Raw genomic sequence first — 21,643 nt, 5'->3', positions numbered from 1 at the left:
AAAATTACTTTAAATTAAGTAAAACTAAAATACAATAAACATTTTTATTTAATTTTATTTCTCTAAGGTTTTTTATGAATTTTATCAATCTTCAAGCCCAATATCTCGCATACAAAGATGAAATCAATACTGAAATTGAAAGCGTTTTATCAAGCTCTTCTTTCATAGGCGGTGTAAAGCTTAACGAATTTGAGCAAAATTTATCTCATTTTTTAGGTGTTAAACACGCTATAGGTTGCTCAAGTGGAACCAGTGCTTTATATCTTGCCTTAAGAGCTTTAGATATTGGCAAAGATGATGAAGTTATAGTGCCTAGTTTTACTTTCATAGCAACAGCTGAAGTTGTGGCCTTAACAGGTGCAAAACCTGTTTTTGTAGATATAAATCTATCAAATTACAATCTTGATTTTGAAGCAGTGCAAAAAGCAATAACCCCAAAAACTAAAGCTGTTATAGCAGTGAGTATGTTTGGACAAATGAGTGATTTAAGGGCTTTAGAAGAAATTTTAAAAGATAAAAATATCACTTTGATCGAAGATGGTGCACAAAGTTTTGGCGCAAGTTTCAAAGGAGAAAAATCCTGCTCTATAGCTAAAATTTCATGCACAAGCTTTTTTCCCTCAAAACCTTTGGGAGCTTATGGCGATGGTGGGGCTATTTTTTGCCATGATGATGAAGTTGCTAAAAAAATAAGAATTTTACTCAATCACGGACAAACTCAGCGTTATAAACATGAATTTATAGGTATAAATGGACGCCTTGATACTTTACAAGCGGCGATTTTAAATGTTAAGTTAAAATACCTAGAAAAAGAATTAGACAAAAGACAAAAATTAGCACAAACTTATAATGCAAATTTAAAAAACTGCCAAATTCCGCAAATTGATCCAAATGCTTTTAGCGCTTATGCACAATACAGCGTTTTAGTTGAAGATAGAGCTAGCGTATTGCAAAAATTTGAAAAAGCTAATATACCTTATGCTATACACTATCCAACCCCTTTGCATAAACAACCTTGCTTTAGTAAGTTTTCAAATTTAGAACTTAAAAATTCAGAATATGCAAGCAAACACATCTTATCTTTGCCTTTTTCACCTTTTTTAAGCGAAGAAGAACAAGAACAAGTTATTTATATTTTTAAAGATTAACTCCATGAAAATAGGTATCATAGGCCTTGGAAAAATGGGGCAAAACCACTTAAATGAACTTAGCAAAAATTCTCATTTTAAGCTTAATGCACTTTTTGATCTTTGCAAAAATCCAAATCTAAATATTTTTGATGATATTTTTTATGATGATTTGAATAAATTTTTAAATCAAAATAATGATATTATCATCATAGCAACACCTACAAATTCACATTTAGCAATAGCAAAAAAAGTTTTTAAACAATGCAAATGCGTTTTAATCGAAAAGCCTTTAGCTCTAAATTTAAAAGAAATAGACGAAATTTCAAATTTAGCTAAAGAATACAGCATAAAAGTAGGCGTAGGTTTTTGCGAAAGATTTAATCCTGCAGTTTTAGCCCTAAAAAAAGAGCTTGAAAATGAAGAAATTATCAGCATTAACATACAAAGATTTTCACCCTACCCGCAAAGAATCAGCGATGTAGGGATTTTGCAAGATTTGGCTGTACATGATCTTGATTTGCTTTGTTTTTTAAGCAAGCAAGAAATAACAAAAACCAATTTGCTTAAAAAATACACTCAAGATCAAACAAGAGAAAGTGAAAGCATTATTCTATGTGGGCTTGAAAAATGTATTGCTAGCATACATCAAAGTTGGAATAGCACACAAAAACTAAGAAAAATTCATCTTATTACTAAAAATCATTTTTATGAAGCCAATTTAAATGATTTTTCTTTATTAAAAGATGGAAATTTTATAGAACTTACTCAACAAAGTCCACTTTTTTCAGAACACGAAGCTTTGTTAAAACTTATCGATAATCAACCCAATCATCTAGCCAGCACGAGCGATGCTTACAAAGTTCAAGAAATTTTAGAAAGGTTTGCGTGAAATTAGTTTTATTTTTAAATATGGGCGGAGCTACGAATTTACAAGATTGTGAAGTTTTTTTAAAAAATATGTTTAATGATCCTTATATTTTAGGAATCAAAAATCGATTTTTAAGAAAATTTGTAGCATGGATCATAACAAAGGCTCGCGTTAAAGCCATGCAAGAAAACTATAAAAAAATGGGCGGAAAATCCCCTTTAAACGAACTTACTCAAAGCCTGTGTGACAAGCTTAATTTAAAACAAGATGAATTTAAATTTGATTTTGTAAATCTTTATGTGCCTCCTTTTGCCACAGAAATTTTGCAAAAATACACTTTAAATGAAAATGATGAAATCATTCTTTTTCCACTTTATCCGCACCATTCTTGTACCACAGTAACTTCATCTTTAGAAGTTCTGCAAAATGAAATTTCAAAGCAAAAAATTCAAGCAAAAGTAAAAACTATAGATATTTTTTACAAAAATGAGCTTTATAATGAGATGATAGTTTCGCACATTTTGGATAAAAAAAGTAAATTTGATGCCAAAATTTTGATTTTTTCAGCGCATTCTTTACCACAAAGCATTATTGATAAGGGTGATTTATACGAAAAGCATGTAAATAATCATGTAGAAATTTTAAAAGAAAAATTAAAAGATCATTTTGATGAATTTATTTTAGCTTATCAGTCCAAACTAGGCCCTGTAAAATGGCTTGAACCAAATACAAGCGATATTTTGGCAAATTTAAACGATAAAGCTTTGATTTATCCTATTTCTTTTTGTATAGATTGTTCTGAAACGATTTTTGAACTAGGTATGGAGTATAAACATTTAGCAAAATGTGATTATGATTTAATAAGTTGTCCTAATGATAGTGATGAATTTATGGAATTTATTTTAAAATATTTATCTGATCTTAACCAAGAATGAATTTGAGACCCTTGTCTATCATTTTTTTAAAGATTAACAAGGACTTTTTGGTAAAAATTTAGCTGACTAAGCCAAAGTATAAGCTTTTTCTCCGCGCAAACTCACATCTAAGCCCTTTTGTTCTACTTCTTCTTTCGCTCTTAAGTCTACAAAATAAGAAATAATCTTAAGAATAATAAAGCTTATGAGAGCTGAAAAAACATACAAATCATAATAGCAAGAATTTGCTCTTTTAAAAGCTCTAAACTTCCACTGATAAAAAATCTCGCCAAGCGCATTTTAGGCAATCACATTAGGATTTACTTTAGCACTTGCAAAAAGCCCTGTAGCAATTCCTCTCAAACACCTCCGATTCCGTGTAAAGAAAAAGCATCTAAAGAATCAATCCTATTTGAGTTTGTATTTAATAAAACTCAAACCAAAACAACAAAATACAGAAAGACAAAGCTCCTATAACAAGAGAAGCATAAAATCTACATAACCGCAACTACAAGCCCACTAAGTCCACCTAAAATAGTTGGTTTTTATGGATGAGCCACTCAAGCACTACCCATTGTAAAGCAATGACACTAAAAACAATAAAGCAATTCATTATGGTATTGAATGTATTTTTACTTCTTACCATACCCAAATAAAACATTGCTAAAGCTGGAGTCATAAGCAAAACTAGCAGAGTACACAATACAATAAAACTTGAATTTACCGCATTCGCTTACCTACCCTTTCTTACAAAATATAATTACAAGATAATTATATTTAAAATGATTTAAAAAATATAAATTTAAGAAATATTTTATATATTTTTTTATAAAAGTTTATTTTTTTATTTTAAATTACTATAAATAGGGATTTAAAAAATATTTTACTTCTCTATGATTCAAATTTACTAGCATTAAAATACAAATTTGGGCCAAGCTAAAAAACAACAAAGATAAAAAAGGATTATTGTAAGATGATGAAGAAAAAATTTGATTATTTAATAAAATTATCTAATATTAAAAAAGTAATTGCGCTTTAAAATGATCTAAAAGCTCTTCTTGAGCTTTTAAAATATCATCGGTATTTAACTCAAAATCAATCTTGTCTGGTTTTTTATAAGTTTTATCATAATACTCCAAAAGCATAACAATAAGCTTTTGCCATTCTTTTTTCTCATAACTTTGAAGCAATTCTTGGCGTAAATTTAAGCTGATATAAGGGCTGATTTTTTGCACACATTGTTGAAATTTTAAAGGAGTCATTTTTTCTTGATAAATTTTTTGTATTCTTTTAACGCGATTTTCCAAAGAACAAAAACAATAAATTTTAAAAGCCTTTTGCATTTTTTCATAAAATTTCAAAGGTAAGATGATATCCCCTATTTTGCGACTTTCACTTTCTATGAAAGCAAAATTTTCTAAATTTTGCATATTGTGAAAAAGTTCTGCTTCAAAAGCTTTTTGCGTAGGTTGTTTTCCTAAAATATCACCAAAAGATGAGCCTAAATGATTTGCCATTTTTTCTAAATTTATAGCTTGTGGGAGTTGTTCTAAAAGCTCTGTTTTTCCACAGCCTGTATTGCCGCAAAGAGCAAAAAAATCAAAATTTATTTCATTTTCAAAATAACGCGTTACAAAAGTTCTATAAGCTTTAAAGCCACCTTTTAAACGCACCACTCTAAAACCAAGCTCACTTAAAATCACTGCGATAGACTTTGAACGCAAACCCCCACGAGAACAATAAATCCCCACCTTTTCTCCTATGCGAAAATTTTGAGTGATTTCTAATATATGTTTAGCGGTATTTTGACAAATATAACTCGCACCCCTAGCCTTGGCTAAAACTTGATTTTTCTTATAAATCGTTCCTATTTCTTGATATTCTTCATCATTGAGTGCATAAAAATTTAAAGCTCCTATCAAATGAGAATGCAAAAATTCTCTAGGGCTTCTTGCATCGATTAAAAGAGAGAAATTTTCTTTTTGAAATTCTGTAAATTCAACTTCACTGAGCATTTTTAAAAGCCAAAACAAGTTTTTGATAAACTTGCTCGATATTAGTGCCACAAACCCTAGTTTCTCCTATGGTTGTGATAAAATTTGTATCTCCTGTCCAGCGTGGCACTAGATGATAATGACAATGAAAAGCTATGCCAGCTCCTGCATCTTTGCTTAAATTCATACCGATATTGACCCCATTTGCATGAATTTGCTCTTTTAAAATTTTCACTCCCAAACGCACAAAATGGCTCATTTCTTGCCAAATTTCATCGCTTAAATTTTCTATATGCTCTTCATGTACATAAGGAATCACCATAAAATGCCCCGCAGAATAAGGATAGCGGTTCATCACTCCAAAACAATGCTTTGCTCTAAAAATCACACCTAATTCTTTATCACTTTTGATCTTATTAGTACAATCACAAAATGGACAAACAGTTTTTTCTTTTTCAAAATACTCACTCCGCCATGGTGCATACAAATATTGCATTTTCCCTCCTTAAAGCAAAGCTTTTAAAGCCTTTCCTTCATCTTCCTCACGCATAAAATATTCGCCGATTAAAAAAGCATCAACGCCTAAATTTTGTAAATGCTCTAAAAATTCTTTATTTTCTAAACCACTTTCTGCGATGATGATTTTTGAATTTGGGATTTGTGGGATAAGTTTTTCGCACAAACTCATATCCATAGTAAAATCCTCTAAATTACGATGATTGATACCGATAATATCCGCTCCAGCAAAAATAGCCTTACTCAAATCCTCTTTATCATGAATTTCAACCAAAGCCTCAAGACCTAAATGTCTTGCAAACTCAAGCAGTTTTTTAAGCTCTTTCATGCTTAGCATTTTAGCGATTAACAATACAAAATCTGCCCCATAAACCAAAGCTTCTAAAATTTGATACTCATCAAAGATAAAATCTTTTCTAAGTAAAGGAATTTGTGTATAACGGCGTATAAGACTTAAGTATTCTAAAGAACCTTTAAAAAAATGTGGCTCAGTCAAAACAGAAATCGCCGCAGCTTTGTTCTTCTCATAATTTAAAGCGATACTCAAAGGATCAAAGTCTTCTCTAATGACTCCCTTGCTAGGACTTGCTTTTTTTACTTCTGCTATGATTTTAACTTCTTTTTCTACTCTTTTTAAAGCTTTAATCACATCTTTTGGAAAGAAAGGATTTGAAGCTAAAGAACGCCCTAACATATCATAAGGAAGTTTTAGTTTGCGTTCTTTTAAATCTTCTTTTGTTTTTTTAAAAATTTTATCCAATATCATGGTTTTACACACGCCTTTATCGCTTTTATATGAGCTTTACTCTCATCAGAATTTGCAAATTCTTTATCATCTAATGTTTGTTTTAAAATTTCCCATGCTTGCTTACAATTGCCTAGTTTATAATACCCCCAAGCTAAAGAATCTAAATAATACAAATTCTGTGGATCTTTTTCTAAGGCAAGTTTCACAAGCTCTATACCTTTTTTAACATCTAAATCATAATCTATAAGCAAATATCCATAGTAGTTTAAATACAAAGCATTGCTATCTTTATCGATAGCCTGTTCGAATTTTTCTTTTACAGAATCAATTACTTTTGGAGTGATTTTTTTAGCTTCATTTGCAGCTTCAAATTCAAAAACTGCCGCTCGTAGAAGATATTCTTTATTTTTTGTTTTATGATAAAGAGCTAAACTCATTTTTTTAGCATCATCAAAGCGTTTTAAATTCTGATACAAAGCAAGTTTAATATCATCATCTAAATCATACTTCAAAGAAATTTTTAAAGCTTCTTCTGTTTTGCCTTGAGAATTTAAAAGCTCAACCAAAGCCAATGCAAAACTTTTATTTTTGGTAAGTTGATAAAGCTCTTTATATATACTTTTTAAAGCTTCGATATTTTTTTCATCAAAATAAATTTTAGCAAGCAAGACGCAAGTTTTGAGAGTGCAACCATTGGTTTTTCTTGAAAATTCTAAAACATTTTTAATATTTAAAGTATCATTTAAAATCGCATAAATTCCTATGAGTTTAAATAAAATTTCTTCGTTTTGCACTTGATTATAAGCAGATCTATAGTACTTTGTGGCATTTTTTAAATCATTTTTTTTAACCAAAATATCTCCGTAAAGCTCTAAATTTCTAGGATCACTATCCTTTTTTGTTAAAAGCTCTTTCATAAGTTTTTGAGCATTATTGATATCATTTGAATTTAAAGCATAAAGAGCACTAAGTCGCTTAAGATTGTCATTTTGATTTAAATAAGGCTTTGCTAGATTATTTAACTCTGCTTGCTTGTCAAGATTGTTTGCCAAAGTAAGTAAAAATGCATTTTCTAAAAAATTAGCATTATTATAATCTTGATAAAGACTTAAAAATTCATCTCTGGCTTCTTTGTATTGTTTATAATACTCATAATTATAAGCCTTCATAACCCTTAAATCAAAATCATTGCTTTTATATTTTGTATAATCAGGATAAACAACATTGATTTTTGAACTTCCACAAGCTGCCAAAAAAAAGGCTACTAAGACAAATAACAAATACCTATACATTCTTTTTCTAATTCCTTTTGATGTGTTTTAAAATATTCCCAAAATGGAAAAGTTCTGCATTGTTTTGGACGAAAATCGTAGATACTGCAATTTCTTTTTTGAGTATCAAAAAAAATGCAAGCAAAGCCATCTTCAAATTCGACTTCCTTAAAACTCATTTTAAAGCCCACTTTTCTCAAGTATTTTTCAGCAAATTCTTTGCTTTCTAAATTTAAATGCTTTCTTAATGCTTCTAATTCTTCCTTGCTCGCAAAAATATTGCCACTTTCTCCAGTGCAACACTTTCCACCGCATTTCTCACAAGCATTTTCATCAAAAGCATAAGAAAAATTTTTATCAAATATCATAACTTTTTAACCTAAATCTTAAGTGAATTTCTTGCATTTGTTTGCTTAAAATTTCATTTTCATATACAAAAAAAGGAGGTAAAATCTCACAAGGCGATTTTGAACCTTTTTTTACCTGTATCAAAACAAGTCTTGCTTTTTTGTTTTGATGTGTATGTACAAAGCAAAGCTTTGTTATTTTTATTTTCATATCTTTTAAAATAAAACAAATTTCATCTAAAGCTAAAGCTTCATAGCAAAAATACAAAGTACCATTTGGCTTAAGCATAGAATTTGCTTTAGTTAAAAAGCTATGCAAGGGTAAAAATTCCTGAAATTTACTTATAACTTTATGCTGATCTTCACTCTTGTAAGCTCCTTGTCTATAAAATGGAGGATTGCAAACTATGAAGTCAAATTTTTTTATGCTTTGAAATTGATTGAAATCATCATGAAAAATATCGCCTTGTATTTGGTTGGATTTTAAATTTTTTTCAATCAATTTTATATTTTCTTTTTGAATATCAATCAAAGATAAACTTAAATTTGCAATATTTTTTTTAAGTAAAATACCTATGATACCACAGCCTGCACCTACATCAAAAACAGCGCCTTTAATTCCTTGTTTTAAAATAAAATCAGCTAAAATTAAAGAATCACTATTATAACGATACCCTTGTGATAATTGTGCTAGCGTAACCATATTTTAATGAGTTGGAATTTTAATGCGTTTTGGAGGTTGTTCTTTAAATATATTTTGTTCTTTTGTTATATTATTATCTTCTTTAAAATTTACTGGGCTTTGTGCTACCAAAAAAGAAATTACAAAAGTTATAAAAAAAGCAATTTTTATCATAATAACACCTCATAAAATGGTGTCCACGGCGAGATTCGAACTCACGGCCTCAAAATTAGGAATTTTGCGCTCTATCCTGCTGAGCTACGAGGACAGAAAGCGGGAAAAATCCCGCTAAAAATTTAACCGTTTCTTTTTTTGATGATTTCATCCGCAACATTTTTAGGAACTTCATCATAATGATCAAATTCCATAGAATAAGTCGCACGACCTTGAGTTTGACTTCTAAGATCAGTAGAATAACCAAACATTTCAGCCAAAGGACAAAATGCTGTGATGATTTTATTTCCACCACGCTCATCCATGCTATTTACTTGACCACGGCGTTTGTTAAGATCTCCAATAACATCACCCATATAATCTTCAGGAGTTTCTACTTCAACTTTCATCATAGGCTCTAAGATCACAGCACCTGCTTTTCTAGCACCTTCTTTAAAGCCCATAGAAGCAGCAAGTTTAAACGCCATCTCAGATGAATCCACCTCGTGATAACTTCCATCATAAACAGTTACTTTAACATCTTCCACAGGATAACCTGCTAAAACACCATTTTGCAATGCTTCTTGAACACCTTTATCAACTGCAGGAATGTATTCTTTTGGAATTACCCCACCTTTGATATCATTAACAAATTCATATCCACTACCTGGCTCAAGCGGTTCAAGGCGTAAGAATACATGTCCATACTGACCACGACCACCTGATTGTTTAGCATATTTGTATTCTTGTTCAACAGTTTTTCTAATAGTTTCGCGATAAGCAACTTGTGGTTGACCTACTTCAGCTTCAACTTTAAATTCACGAAGCATTCTATCAACGATAATTTCAAGGTGTAACTCACCCATACCTGAAATGATAGTTTGACCACTTTCTTCATCTGTAGAAACTCTAAAACTTGGATCTTCTTGTGCTAATTTATTTAAAGCAATAGACATTTTTTCTTGATCAGCTTTAGTTTTTGGCTCAACTGCAACAGAAATAACTGGATCTGGAAAATCCATTCTTTCAAGGATTACCTTATCTTTTTCACTTGCAAGAGTATCCCCTGTTAAAGTATCTTTAAGTCCTACAACAGCACCAATTTCGCCTGCGTAAAGCACTTTAATCTCTTCTCTTTTGTTAGAGTGCATTTTTAACAAACGACCAATTCTTTCTTTTTTATCTTTAGTTGAGTTATACGCATAAGAACCACTTTCCAAACAACCGCGATAAACACGCACGAAAGTAAGTTGTCCTACAAATGGATCTGTCATGATTTTAAATGCAAGTCCTGCAAACTCGCCATCATCAGTTGATTTTACAGAAACTTCTGTGCCATCTTCATATTCACCCTTGATATTTGCCACTTCATCAGGAGCTGGTAAATAAGCCACAACAGCATCAAGTAAAGGTTGAACCCCTTTATTTTTAAACGCTGTACCGCAAAGCATAGGAACGATAGAAAGACTTAAACATCCTGCTTTAATCCCTGTTTTAATCTCTTCAAGGCTTAATTCTTCTCCGCCTAAATATTTTTCCATCAACTCATCTGAAGTTTCAGAAACTGCTTCTATCATTTTTGTGCGATATTCTTCTGCCTTTTCTTTAAGTTCAGCTGGAATTTCTTTTTCTACATAATCCGTTGGCTTAGTATCATCTTCCCAAACTAAAGCTTTCATAGTTACAAGATCGATTACGCCTTTAAAATTATCCTCAGCACCAATTGGAATTTGAAGTGGAACTGGATTAGCTTTTAAACGGTTACGAATTTGATCTTCTACATTGTAGAAATTTGCACCGATTCTATCCATTTTGTTTACAAATACTATTCTTGGAACACCATATTTATTTGCTTGTCTCCAAACTGTTTCACTTTGAGGCTGCACCCCACCCACTGAACAAAATACCGCAACAGCACCATCAAGAACACGCATAGATCTTTCAACTTCAATTGTAAAATCCACGTGACCCGGAGTGTCAATTAGGTTAATTTGGTGATCTTTCCAAAAACAAGTTGTAGCCGCAGAAGTGATAGTAATCCCACGCTCTTTCTCTTGTTCCATCCAGTCCATAGTAGCAGCACCATCATGAACTTCACCGATTTTATGACTCATACCTGTAAAGAAAAGAATTCTTTCAGATGTAGTCGTTTTACCCGCATCAATGTGAGCAGCAATACCGATATTTCTAACTTTTTTTAAAGGAGTACTTCTTGACATACACACTCCTTCTTACCAACGATAGTGAGCAAATGCTTTATTTGCTTCAGCCATTTTATAAGTATCTTCTTTCTTCTTAAATGAAGCACCTTTGCTATTAGCAGCATCTAAAAGCTCAGCTGCAAGTTTATCAATCATAGTTCTTTCGCTTCTTTTTCTTGCAAAAGAAATAATCCAACGAATCGCTAAAGCTTGTTGTCTAGCAGGACGAACTTCAACTGGAACTTGATAGGTTGCACCACCTACACGACGAGATTTCACTTCTAATAAAGGCTTAATATTTTCAATCGCATCATTAAAAATATCAATACCTTTTTTCTCGCCACCTTTTTTATCAATAGCTTCCAAAGCACCATACATAATTGTTGTAGCTGTGCTTTTTTTACCATCATACATTAAAGAATTAATAAATTTTGTGATTACTTTATTACCATAAATCGGATCAGGCAAGACTTCTCTTACCGGAGCTTTTCTTCTTCTCATTATTTTTCCTTCAAATTTTAAATTTTACTCAAACAAAATCAAATCTAACGGATTTGTCTGTATGAATGATTATTTTGCAGCGCCTGCTTTAGGGCGTTTAGCGCCATATTTAGAACGAGAAACTGTTCTTTTTGCAACACCTGCTGTATCAAGAGCACCACGAACGATGTGATATTTAACCCCTGGTAAGTCTTTTACCCTACCACCACGCACTAAAACAATGCTGTGTTCTTGCAAGTTATGACCTTCACCGCCGATATAGCTGATCACTTCAAAGCCACTAGTAAGTCTTACTTTGGCAACTTTTCTTAACGCTGAGTTTGGTTTTTTAGGTGTTGTAGTATAAACCCTAGTGCAAACTCCCCTTCTTTGTGGACAATTTTTAAGCGCTGGAGATTTAGATTTTTCTAAAACTTTTTTGCGCTCTTTTCTAACCAATTGATTTATGGTAGGCACAATAATTCCTTTCTTTAAAAATGTAATAAACTTTGGATGATATCTAAATTTTGCTTATATTTTAGTTAAAAAGATTGAAAATGAAGAAATATAGCCCCGAAGGGCTATAAAATAGAGTTTTATTCTTGTTCTTTAAGTTTTAAATTTTGTTCACCATAAAGCCCTGTTCCAACAGGAATCATTCTACCTAGAATAACATTTTCTTTTAAATCTTCTAAGTAGTCAAATTTACCCGCTATACTTGCTTCGGTTAAAACTTTAGTAGTTTCTTGGAATGAAGCCGCAGAAATCACACTATCACTTCCAATCGCTGCTCTTGTTACACCTAAAAGCACAGGCTCGGCAATAGCTGGTTCTCCACCCATTCTAATGATTCTTTCGTTTTCTTCACGGAATTTACGTCTTGAAACCAAATCACCTTCGATAAATTTCGTATGTCCACTATCTACAACTTTTACTTGTCTTAGCATTTGAGAAACGATAACTTCTATATGTTTATCAGAAATCACAACACCTTGTCCGCGATAAACTTGTTGAATTTCGGAAATCAAATAATAATGCAAGGCTTTTTCACCTAAAATTTTAAGCACATCATGACTCGAAACAACTCCATCTGTAAGTTTTTCACCTGCATGGATAAACTCGCCATCTCTTACTTGAATGTGTTTTGATTTGTCGATTAAATACTCAGCACTTGTTCCATCTTCTGCTTGGATAATGATTCTTTCTTTGGAACGCAAAGGTTTATCAAAACGAACAACACCATCAATTTCTGCAATCACAGCTGCATTTTTTGGTTTTCTTGCTTCAAAAAGTTCAGAAACTCTTGGAAGACCTCCTGTAATATCTTTTGATTTAGCTGCAGCTTTTGGAGTTTTTGCTAAAATATCTGCTTGAGCGATTTTATCGCCATCATGAACAAAAATAACGGTTTTTGGTTCAAGCTGATAACGCACAGCCTTATCACCTTTTCCTGCAATTATCAAAGTCGGTCTAACTCCGCTTGGCAAATACTCATTAATCACTAAAGAACGCTTACCTGTAGCTTCATCAATTTGCTCATCGGCACTATAACCTGCTTCAATATCTTCAAAGCTTACAACACCATCAATTTCTGCAATAATAGTATTATTATAAGCATCCCATTCTGCAATCACTTTTCTTTCTTTTTTAGGAGCACTTGCAATGATAGTATTTACATCATCGATTTTTTCACTATCGTTAAATTCTATCTTAGATTCTCTTGGGATATAGTGTCTTTTTGCTTCTCTATCATTTTCATCAGCAATCACCACAAAGAATCCTTTTTCTTTAACAATATCGCCTTTTTTAACATTTTTTACTCTATCTAAACCATCGCCTTTAAGGATATAAAATTTAAGCGTTCCCTTTTCTCCTGCTTTGATATTTTGTACCACGGGCTCGCCATCTTCTACTAAAATTTCACTCGCAAAAGGAATACGATTAGGAACGTTCCAACCCTCTTTAATCACTTCCACGATACTTTCATTTTCTTCTACTTGCATACCACTTTGATATGGCAAATAAAGTTTTCCATCTATACTGCCACTTACACCTGCTAATTCATTTGGTTTAGCAAGATCGTATTTTCTTAGTATGTATTTTACTTCTTGTTTTTTATCTTTAATAGAAACAATCACATCTTCATGAATATTTTCTATATTAATCACACCTTTAAATGGAGTTTTGATTTTTGGCTCCACAAGCAAAATCGCCGCATTTCTACGATTTGCTACGATATTTTTACCTTCTTTGTTTTTATAAGTTTTAAGATTATAAAATCTTATAAAACCTTCTTTTTGTGCGCTTACTTGTCTATCTTGTAAATCCGTACTTGCAGTCCCCCCGCTGTGGAAAGTTCTTAGAGTTAGCTGCGTCCCTGGCTCGCCGATAGATTGAGCGGAAATAATTCCTACTGCTTCACCTGGTTTTACTAATTTACCTTCGCCAAGATTGATACCATAACATTTTGCACAAATTCCTTTTTTAGCTTTGCAGGTAATAGGAGTGCGAATATTGACACTTTTTATACCGCTTTCTCCAAGAATTTTTGCTTTTTCCTCATCCATTAAAGTACCTTCTGCAAAAAGCACAGAATTTGTAATAGGATCGATCACATCTTCAGCTAAAACCCTACCTAAAATTCTTTCTTCTAAAGTTTCTATAATAGAACTATCTGCGGTGATTTCATTGATTTCAACACCTTCATGCGTTCCACAATCTTCAATGGTAATTTTTACATTTTGTGCAACATCGATGAGTTTTCTTGTCAAATAACCCGCGTTTGCTGTTTTAAGAGCGGTATCTGCAAGACCTTTTCTAGCACCGTGGGTTGAAATAAAGTATTCAAGAACATTTAGCCCTTCACGGAAATTCGAAATAATAGGCGTTTCGATAATAGAACCATCAGGTTTAGTCATAAGTCCTCTCATCGCAGCAAGCTGAGAAATTTGAGCCGCACTACCTCTAGCACCAGAATCTGCCATCATATAAATAGAGTTAAAACCTTCTTTATCTTTTTCTACAAGCTTCATCATCTCTTTTGAAAGAACATTGTTTGTACTTTTCCAAATATCAATGATTTTATTGTATCTTTCCCCTGAAGTAATCAAACCGAGATTATAAGAATTTTGAATTTCTCTTACTTGTTTTTTTGCTTCATTGATAGCTTTTTGCTTGTCATTAGGAACAATAATATCTGCAATCGAAATTGAAATACCTGCTTTCGTTGCATACTCAAAACCTAAATTTTTAAGTCTATCCAAGAAACTTGCTGTAATCTCTAAACCACCTTGTTTATAAACATAATCCACAAGCGCGGCAATGTCTTTTTTCTTTAAGACTTTATTCCAACTATTTTCAGGCACAAAATCAGGTAAAATGGATTTAATAATCAATCTTCCTGCTGTAGTAGTAATCTTTCTACCATCTATCATAGTTTGTATACTCGCATGAATATCCAAACACTTGCTTTCAAGTGCCATCATCACTTCATCAATGCCTGTACAAATTTTATGCGAACCTTTAGCACCTGCTTTTTCCAATGAAAGATAATAAATTCCTAAAACCATATCTTGCGATGGAACGGTTACAGACTTACCGCTTGCTGGCAAAAGAATATTCATTGATGAAAGCATAAGCACTTTACATTCTGCAATAGCCTCTTGAGAAAGCGGTACATGCACTGCCATTTGATCCCCATCAAAGTCCGCGTTAAATGCTGCACAAACCAAAGGATGAAGTTGTATAGCCTTACCTTCCACTAAAACAGGATGAAAAGCTTGGATAGAAAGTTTATGCAAAGTAGGCGCACGGTTTAACATAACAGGATGTCCTTTTACTACCTCTTCTAAACATTCCCAAACTTCATTGGTTTTGTTTTCTATCATTTTTTTAGCTTGTTTTACTGTAGTTGCATAACCTTTTTCTTCAAGCTTAGCTAAAAGATGTGGTTTAAAAAGCTCTAAAGCCATTTTTTTAGGTAAACCACATTGATCCATTCTAAGTTTTGGACCCACAACAATAACACTACGACCTGAGAAATCCACTCTCTTACCTAGTAGGTTTTGTCTAAAACGCCCTTGCTTTCCTTTGATAATTTCACTTAAAGATTTTAATGGGCGTTTATTTGCTCCTTTTACAGCATTAGCACGACGACCGTTGTCAAAAAGTGCATCAACAGCCTCTTGAAGCATTCTTTTTTCATTTCTTATAATGATTTCAGGTGCATCAAGTTCCATAAGTTTTTTAAGACGTGTATTTCTATTGATAACACGACGATATAAGTCATTCACATCAGAAACTGCAAATTTCCCACCATCTAAAGCCACTAAAGGACGCAAATCTGGCGGTAAAACTGGAAGATTTGTAATCATCATCCATTCAGGACGATTTGGTACGGCTTCATCACTATCGGTATTGGCGTTTAAATTTGAATTTAAGAAATTTTCTACTACTTTTAAGCGTTTAATGATGGTTTTTTTCTTAGCCTCTGAATTTGTAGCCGCCATTTCTTCTTTAAGCTGATTTAAAAGCGCCACAAGATCTAAATTTGCAAGTAAATCACGAACAACTTCTCCACCCATTCTTGCTTTAAAGCCACTATTTTCATAGCGTTGCATTAAATTTTGATATTGCTCTTCATTTAAAACATCACAATATTCTACTTTTTTGGTGCTTTCATTATCATAGAAAGCATCGCCTGGATTTTCAACGATATAAGCTTCATAATAAAGCACACGCTCAAGATCTTTCATCTTAACACCCAAAAGCGTTCCTATACGGCTTGGAAGAGAATTAACATACCAAATATGGGCCACAGGAGTTACAAGCTCGATATGTCCCATTCTAGAACGACGCACTTTTGAATTTGCTACTTCAACACCACATTTTTCACACTTAACGCCTTTAAAACGCATTTTTTTGTATTTACCACAAAGACACTCATAATCTCTTATAGGTCCAAAAATCTTTGCGCAAAAAAGCCCATCTCTTTCAGGCTTTAAGGTTCTATAATTGATAGTTTCTGGTTTTTTTACTTCTCCATAAGACCATGATTTGATTTTTTCAGGACTTGCAAGTCTTAGTTGAAACGCTTCGAAATCCCTAGGTCTTGCATCTTCTTTGATTTCTATTACTTTAAATTTACTCATTATCTTCATCCTTATCAAAAATCTCAACATCTAAAGCAAGAGATTTAAGCTCATTGGTTAATACAAAAAATGTTTCAGGAATTCCTGTTGCTGGAACATTTTCACCTTTTGTCAATGCTTTATAAGCACTAAATCTACCTTCTACATCGTCTGATTTGATAGTTAACATTTCTCTTAAAGTGTGAGCCGCTCCATAAGCTTCAAGTGCCCAAACTTCCATCTCCCCAAATCTTTGTCCCCCAAAGAGTGCTTTACCACCCACAGGTTGTTGGGTAACTAAGCTGTAAGGTCCTGTACTTCTTGCGTGAACTTTCTCATCAACTAAGTGGTGGAGTTTTAGCATATACATACATCCCACATGAACACGCTCTGCAATTTTTTCACCTGTGCGTCCATCATAAAGTTCTGTTTTGCCGTCCATATCTATCTTGGCCATTTCAAAAAGCTTGCTAAATTCTTCTATATTTACACCTTCAAAAACAGGAGTAGCAAATTTAACTCCTTTACTCCAGTCTCTAGCATAGTTTAAAAGCTCTTCATCGCTTAAGCTTTTAATAAATTCTTTTTCGCTTGCAAGTCTTGGAATAGAACAAATTTCAAGCATTTTTGCTCTTAATTCTTTAAGAAAATCTTTTTGCTTTCTGTCAAAAATTTCTTGAATCTGATCTCCGAGTCTAAGTCCAATTAAACCCAAATGGCTTTCTAAAATTTGGCCTATATTCATACGACTTGGAACGCCAAGTGGATTAAGTGCAATATCTACACTTTTACCATTTGGTAAATAAGGCATATCCACTTCAGGAACTATAGTTGAAACTATACCTTTGTTTCCGTGACGTCCTGCCATTTTATCACCAACTTTAAGCTTTCTCTTTGTAGCAATATAAACTTTAACAAGCTTAATTACCCCACTTGGTAAAATATCATCTTTTTCTAAAATTTCAAGCTTTTCATCGTGTTCTGCTTTTAATTTTTTCTTCTCATTTTGGAAATGATTTTTTAAATCATCGTATTCTTTTTGAATCTCTTTAGAATAAGCTTTAATCAAAGTTGTTAAAGTAAAACGATTGATTTTTTCAAGTTCGCTAATATCTGCAGTTTGTCCTTTTTTATAATTTTTATCTCCAATTTTTTGATCACTATTTAAAGGGGCTTTGGAAAGAAGAGCACAAACACGAAGCATTTCTTCTCTATCCATCATCAAAAGTCTATCATGGTGTTCTTTTTCTAAAGCCATTTTTTCTTTATCATAAGATTTTATTGCGCGATCGTCTTTTTCATAGCCTTTTTTAGTGAAAATTTTAACATCTACAACAACACCCTCTAAAGAAGCAGTTGCATAAAGGGATTTATTCACAACATGCCCTGCTTTTTCTCCAAAAATCGCTCTTAAAAGTCTTTCTTCAGGAGTTGGTTTAACCTCACCTTTTGGAGAAACCTTACCCACCAAAATCATACCTGGTTTAATATGGGTACCAATTTTTGCAATACCGCTCTCATCAAGATGTGCAACATCTTCTTCTTTTACATTTGGGATATCTTTGGTAATTTCTTCTATACCATCTTTTAGTTCTCTTGCTTCAATTTCTTTTTCATAAATATGCACGCTTGTAAAGGTATCTTCACGAATAATTCTCTCACTTACAACTATAGCATCCTCATAGTTATAACCATTCCAAGGCATAAAAGCGATTAAAGCATTTTTACCTATAGCAAGTTCGCCTTGATCCATAGAAGGACCATCTGCGATAATTTGTCCTGTTTTTACTATATCACCTTTTTTAACAATAGGATGTTGAATATAATTTGTATTTTGATTGGTTCTTAAATTTTTCTCCATAGTGTAATGATCGATAAATGGACCTTTATCATCTTCACCTAAAATGAAAATGCTTTTATTATCCACTTTCTCAACCACACCGCCACGCTTTGCTTTAACAGCTTCCCAAGCATCACGCGCAATAATTTGTTCCATACCTGTTCCTACTATCGGAGCTGAAGCAGTAAGAAGTGGCACAGCTTGACGTTGCATATTTGAACCCATTAGCGCTCTGTTTGCATCATCGTGCTCTAAAAACGGAATCAAAGAAGCTGCAACCCCAACAACCATACCTGAGCAAAGATCGATTAATTGCACTTCTTCGCGTCTTGCAAGTATAGTTTCACCATCTTGTCTAGCCTCAACAAATTCTTCTACTATATTGCCTTTAGCATCAACTTTGGTTGAAGCTGGTGCAATAAACAAGCCTTCTTCTTGTGTTGCTGTAAGATAAACAACTTCATTAGTCACTTTACCATTTACAACTTTTCTATATGGTGCTTCAACAAAGCCAAGTTCATTTACTTTTGCATAAGTAGAAAGAGTGTTAATCAAACCAATATTTTGACCTTCAGGTGTTTCAACTGGACAAATTCTACCATAATGTGTCGCATGAACATCACGCACTTCAAAACCTGCTCTTTCTTTTACAAGTCCACCTTCACCAAGCGCTGACAAACGACGCTTATGAGTAACCTCGCTTAAAGGGTTGGTTTGATCCATAAATTGCGAAAGCTGACCTCCTGTAAAAAATTCAATGATGGTTGTAGTAATCATTTTAGGATTGATTAAATCATAAGGCATTACTTTATCAAGATCCGCATTTAAAGAAGTAAATTTATCTCTGATCGCCTTTTGCATTTTTGCAAGACCTAAATGAAGTTCATTGGCTAAAAGTTCACCTATAGAACGGATACGACGATTTCCTAAATGATCTCTATCATCAATATGTCCTTTACCATTTTTTACTTTAATTAAATATTTTGCAGTTTTAATAATATCTTCATTAGTCAAAACAGTAACATACTCAGGCACTTCAAGACCTAACTTATGGTTCATTTTCATACGACCTACCTTGGTAAGATCGTATCTTTCAGGATTGAAGAATAAATCATTTACAAAAGCCTTCGCTGCATCTTTTACCACAGGTTCACCTGGACGCATAACCTTGTAAATTCTAATCGCAGCTAAATCATTTTCATCATCGATATTTTCACTTTGTTTAAGAAGTTTTAGAGTTTCTCCATCTTGAGCAAAGGAGTTAATAATCGCTGCATCAACGCCATTAGCCAAGTCATTTGCTATATCAAAACTTTTTTGCTCTTTAATCTTGGCAAGCTTACTCTCATCTAGCAAAGTTAAAGAATCAAATAAAACCTCTCCACTTTCCTTATCAATAATAGGATTTGCCAAATAACGATTAAGTAAAATTTCTACAGGGTATTCTATCCATTTTAAACCGTCTTTAATAAGCTGTTCTGCTTTTTTCTTTGTAAGTCGTTTTCCAGCTTGATGAACAATTTTTCCTTTTTCATCTTTAATATCATACTCTATTCTGTCCATAAAATCATTTGGATTAAATTCTGTTAAAAATTTATCTTTTTTCACATGTATAGTCTGGATAGGATAAAACAACTTAATAATATCCTGTTTTTTATACCCTAAAGCCCTAAAAAGCATAGTTACAGGAACTTTTCTACGCTTGTTGATTCTTACATACAAAACATCTTTGGCATCGTATTCAAAATAAAGCCACGAACCACGATCAGGAATAATTTGTGCTGTATAAACAAGCTTATTTGCAACCGTTGAACTTTCTTCTTCTTTAAAAATAACACCAGGGCTTCTATGTAATTGATTTACAACCACTCTCTCAACCCCGTTAATGATAAAAGATACACGATCTGTCATTAAAGGAATTTCGCGGATATAAATTTCTTGTTCTTTAATATCTTTTACGCCAACTTTTTCCCCTGTTTTTTCATCTTTTTCATGCAGAGTAAGACGGATTTTCATTTTTAAATTTACAGAATAAGTCAAACCTCTTTCCATGCATTCGCGAATGGTATATTTTGGCTTGCCTATTTCACTACTAACATATTCAAGACTCAATCTATTTTGCGGATCATGAATAGGAAAAATTGATTTAAAAACTTTTTCTATACCACTTTCACCATTATCAAGATTTAAAAAATAATCAAAACTCTTTTTTTGTAATTGTAGAAGATTTGGGATTTCTATTTGTTTTGAAATGTTTGAGAAGTCTACTCTTAAACGATTTCCTAATTTATTATCTAACATATCGCACATACCTCATGGTAAATTTTGTAAATTTAAAAAAGAAGACCTAAAAATTAGGTAAAAATAAAAAAAGAAGACTTGCCTTGGCAAATCTTCTTCTAACTTTAAAGCTTAAAATTACTTAAGTTCTACTTTAGCACCAGCTTCTTCAAGTTGTTTTTTAGCTTCTTCAGCTTCAGCTTTAGCCACACCCTCTTTTAGAGTTGAAGGAGTTTGCTCAACTGCATCTTTTGCTTCTTTAAGACCAAGGCCTGTAAGAGCACGAACGATTTTAATAACTTCAATCTTTTTAGCACCGCCATCAGTTAAAACGATATCAAATTCAGTTTTTTCTTCAGCAGCAGCTGCAGCAGCACCAGCTGCAGCACCACCAGCCACCATTACAGGAGCAGCAGACACACCAAATTTTTCTTCAAATTCTTTTACAAGTTCTGATAACTCAAGAACACTTAAATTTGAAATATATTCTAATACATCTTCTTTAGAAATTGCCATTTTTTATCCTTTTATTTAATTTATTCAGATTCTTTTTTATTTTTAAGCGCATTTAAACCTATTGTGAAATTGGTAATTGGCGCATTCCAAACTTGCAAAAGCATAGCAAGCAACTCATTGCGTGAAGGCATTTTAGCAAGAGCTTTAACCTTAGCAACATCTGCAACTTCGCCTTCAATATGAGCTGTTTTGATTTCAAATTTATCGTTATTTTCTTCAAATTTAGCAGCTACTTTTGAAACACTTAGCTGATCTTCGCCCCAAAGATAAATATTTGTATCTTTAAGAACTAGACCTGTTTTACCGGAATTGTTAAGAGCAATGTTAGCCAAAGTATTTTTAACAATTTGAACTTTTACATTGTTTTCTCTTGCATTATTTCTAAGCTCTTCTAGTTTTTTTGTGCTAAGACCTCTGTAATTACAAACTACAATAGCTTCACTAGCTTTAAAACCTTCTTCAAGTTTAGCAATAATCTCAACTTTTTCGCTTCTAGTCACATTTTCTCCTTTCCGATTGAGATTTCAAGTAGAGTGGAAATCCAATTAAGCTTACGCCTCGACTATCTTCAATC

General features: G+C 32.7%; 17 protein-coding genes, 1 tRNA gene and 1 pseudogene. 3 read left to right on the top strand and 16 right to left on the bottom strand.

The window, feature by feature from the left end; all coding sequences use genetic code 11:
* Positions 1 to 74: 74 nt before the first annotated feature.
* From AJ886_RS06110 to hemH, 3 genes are read left to right on the top strand one after another with little or no spacing between them, the layout of a single operon-like run.
* Positions 75 to 1,148, top strand: a complete 1,074-nt coding sequence (locus tag AJ886_RS06110; protein WP_070233409.1) for a DegT/DnrJ/EryC1/StrS family aminotransferase — start codon at positions 75 to 77, stop codon at positions 1,146 to 1,148.
* A 4-nt stretch (positions 1,149 to 1,152) separates the two neighbouring features.
* The gene (locus AJ886_RS06105; protein WP_070233408.1) at positions 1,153 to 2,019 is read left to right on the top strand and encodes a Gfo/Idh/MocA family protein; all 867 of its coding nucleotides are present in this window, start codon (positions 1,153 to 1,155) and stop codon (positions 2,017 to 2,019) included.
* Entirely contained in the window at positions 2,016 to 2,933 is a 918-nt protein-coding gene (gene hemH / locus AJ886_RS06100; protein ID WP_044778773.1) for a ferrochelatase, read from the top strand. The genes AJ886_RS06105 and hemH overlap by 4 nt, the downstream gene beginning before the upstream one ends.
* Before the next feature lie 66 nt (positions 2,934 to 2,999).
* Here the strand turns inward: hemH and AJ886_RS06095 are convergent.
* From AJ886_RS06095 to rplJ, 16 genes and pseudogenes are all read right to left on the bottom strand, one after another.
* Positions 3,000 to 3,591 (bottom strand): annotated as a pseudogene (locus AJ886_RS06095) (hypothetical protein).
* Between the two features lie 337 nt (positions 3,592 to 3,928).
* Positions 3,929 to 4,927, bottom strand: coding sequence for a tRNA 2-selenouridine(34) synthase MnmH (gene mnmH / locus AJ886_RS06090; protein ID WP_070287419.1), 999 nt, complete (start codon positions 4,925 to 4,927; stop codon positions 3,929 to 3,931).
* Entirely contained in the window at positions 4,917 to 5,402 is a 486-nt protein-coding gene (locus AJ886_RS06085) for an HIT family protein (protein ID WP_044778774.1), read from the bottom strand. The genes mnmH and AJ886_RS06085 overlap by 11 nt, the downstream gene beginning before the upstream one ends.
* A gap of 9 nt (positions 5,403 to 5,411) precedes the next feature.
* Positions 5,412 to 6,188: an indole-3-glycerol phosphate synthase TrpC gene (trpC, locus tag AJ886_RS06080; protein ID WP_070287381.1), complete on the bottom strand. Its 777-nt coding sequence runs from the start codon at positions 6,186 to 6,188 to the stop codon at positions 5,412 to 5,414.
* Positions 6,185 to 7,462: a tetratricopeptide repeat protein gene (locus AJ886_RS06075; RefSeq protein WP_002861227.1), complete on the bottom strand. Its 1,278-nt coding sequence runs from the start codon at positions 7,460 to 7,462 to the stop codon at positions 6,185 to 6,187. Before AJ886_RS06075 ends, trpC begins: the two co-directional genes overlap by 4 nt.
* A complete protein-coding gene (locus AJ886_RS06070) occupies positions 7,435 to 7,809 on the bottom strand; it encodes a YkgJ family cysteine cluster protein (protein WP_002933038.1) in 375 nt (124 codons plus the stop codon). The genes AJ886_RS06075 and AJ886_RS06070 overlap by 28 nt, the downstream gene beginning before the upstream one ends.
* The gene (locus tag AJ886_RS06065; RefSeq protein WP_070287378.1) at positions 7,799 to 8,491 is read right to left on the bottom strand and encodes a tRNA1(Val) (adenine(37)-N6)-methyltransferase; all 693 of its coding nucleotides are present in this window, start codon (positions 8,489 to 8,491) and stop codon (positions 7,799 to 7,801) included. The genes AJ886_RS06070 and AJ886_RS06065 overlap by 11 nt, the downstream gene beginning before the upstream one ends.
* Before the next feature lie 3 nt (positions 8,492 to 8,494).
* A complete protein-coding gene (locus AJ886_RS06060; protein ID WP_004306029.1) occupies positions 8,495 to 8,644 on the bottom strand; it encodes a hypothetical protein in 150 nt (49 codons plus the stop codon).
* A 17-nt stretch (positions 8,645 to 8,661) separates the two neighbouring features.
* Positions 8,662 to 8,738 (bottom strand) — tRNA-Arg (locus tag AJ886_RS06055).
* 28 nt (positions 8,739 to 8,766) lie between these two features.
* Positions 8,767 to 10,842 (bottom strand): elongation factor G, encoded by a 2,076-nt coding sequence (gene fusA / locus AJ886_RS06050; RefSeq protein ID WP_002779472.1) that lies wholly within the window; start codon positions 10,840 to 10,842, stop codon positions 8,767 to 8,769.
* Between the two features lie 12 nt (positions 10,843 to 10,854).
* On the bottom strand, positions 10,855 to 11,325 hold the full coding sequence (gene rpsG / locus AJ886_RS06045; RefSeq protein ID WP_002779471.1) for a 30S ribosomal protein S7: 471 nt from the start codon (positions 11,323 to 11,325) through the stop codon (positions 10,855 to 10,857).
* A gap of 69 nt (positions 11,326 to 11,394) precedes the next feature.
* Positions 11,395 to 11,781, bottom strand: coding sequence for a 30S ribosomal protein S12 (rpsL, locus tag AJ886_RS06040; protein ID WP_002782934.1), 387 nt, complete (start codon positions 11,779 to 11,781; stop codon positions 11,395 to 11,397).
* A 119-nt stretch (positions 11,782 to 11,900) separates the two neighbouring features.
* The gene (gene rpoC, locus AJ886_RS06035) at positions 11,901 to 16,454 is read right to left on the bottom strand and encodes a DNA-directed RNA polymerase subunit beta' (RefSeq protein WP_070240605.1); all 4,554 of its coding nucleotides are present in this window, start codon (positions 16,452 to 16,454) and stop codon (positions 11,901 to 11,903) included.
* Positions 16,447 to 20,583, bottom strand: a complete 4,137-nt coding sequence (gene rpoB / locus AJ886_RS06030; RefSeq protein ID WP_074497520.1) for a DNA-directed RNA polymerase subunit beta — start codon at positions 20,581 to 20,583, stop codon at positions 16,447 to 16,449. The genes rpoC and rpoB overlap by 8 nt, the downstream gene beginning before the upstream one ends.
* A 108-nt stretch (positions 20,584 to 20,691) precedes the next feature.
* A complete protein-coding gene (gene rplL, locus AJ886_RS06025; RefSeq protein WP_070287375.1) occupies positions 20,692 to 21,069 on the bottom strand; it encodes a 50S ribosomal protein L7/L12 in 378 nt (125 codons plus the stop codon).
* 20 nt (positions 21,070 to 21,089) lie between these two features.
* Positions 21,090 to 21,569: a 50S ribosomal protein L10 gene (gene rplJ / locus AJ886_RS06020; RefSeq protein ID WP_002858610.1), complete on the bottom strand. Its 480-nt coding sequence runs from the start codon at positions 21,567 to 21,569 to the stop codon at positions 21,090 to 21,092.
* Positions 21,570 to 21,643: the final 74 nt, after the last annotated feature.

This window comes from Campylobacter sp. BCW_6465 (genome assembly GCF_001762815.1).
Lineage (GTDB): Bacteria > Campylobacterota > Campylobacteria > Campylobacterales > Campylobacteraceae > Campylobacter_D > Campylobacter_D jejuni.
This window is presented reverse-complemented; position numbering and strand designations above follow the sequence as displayed.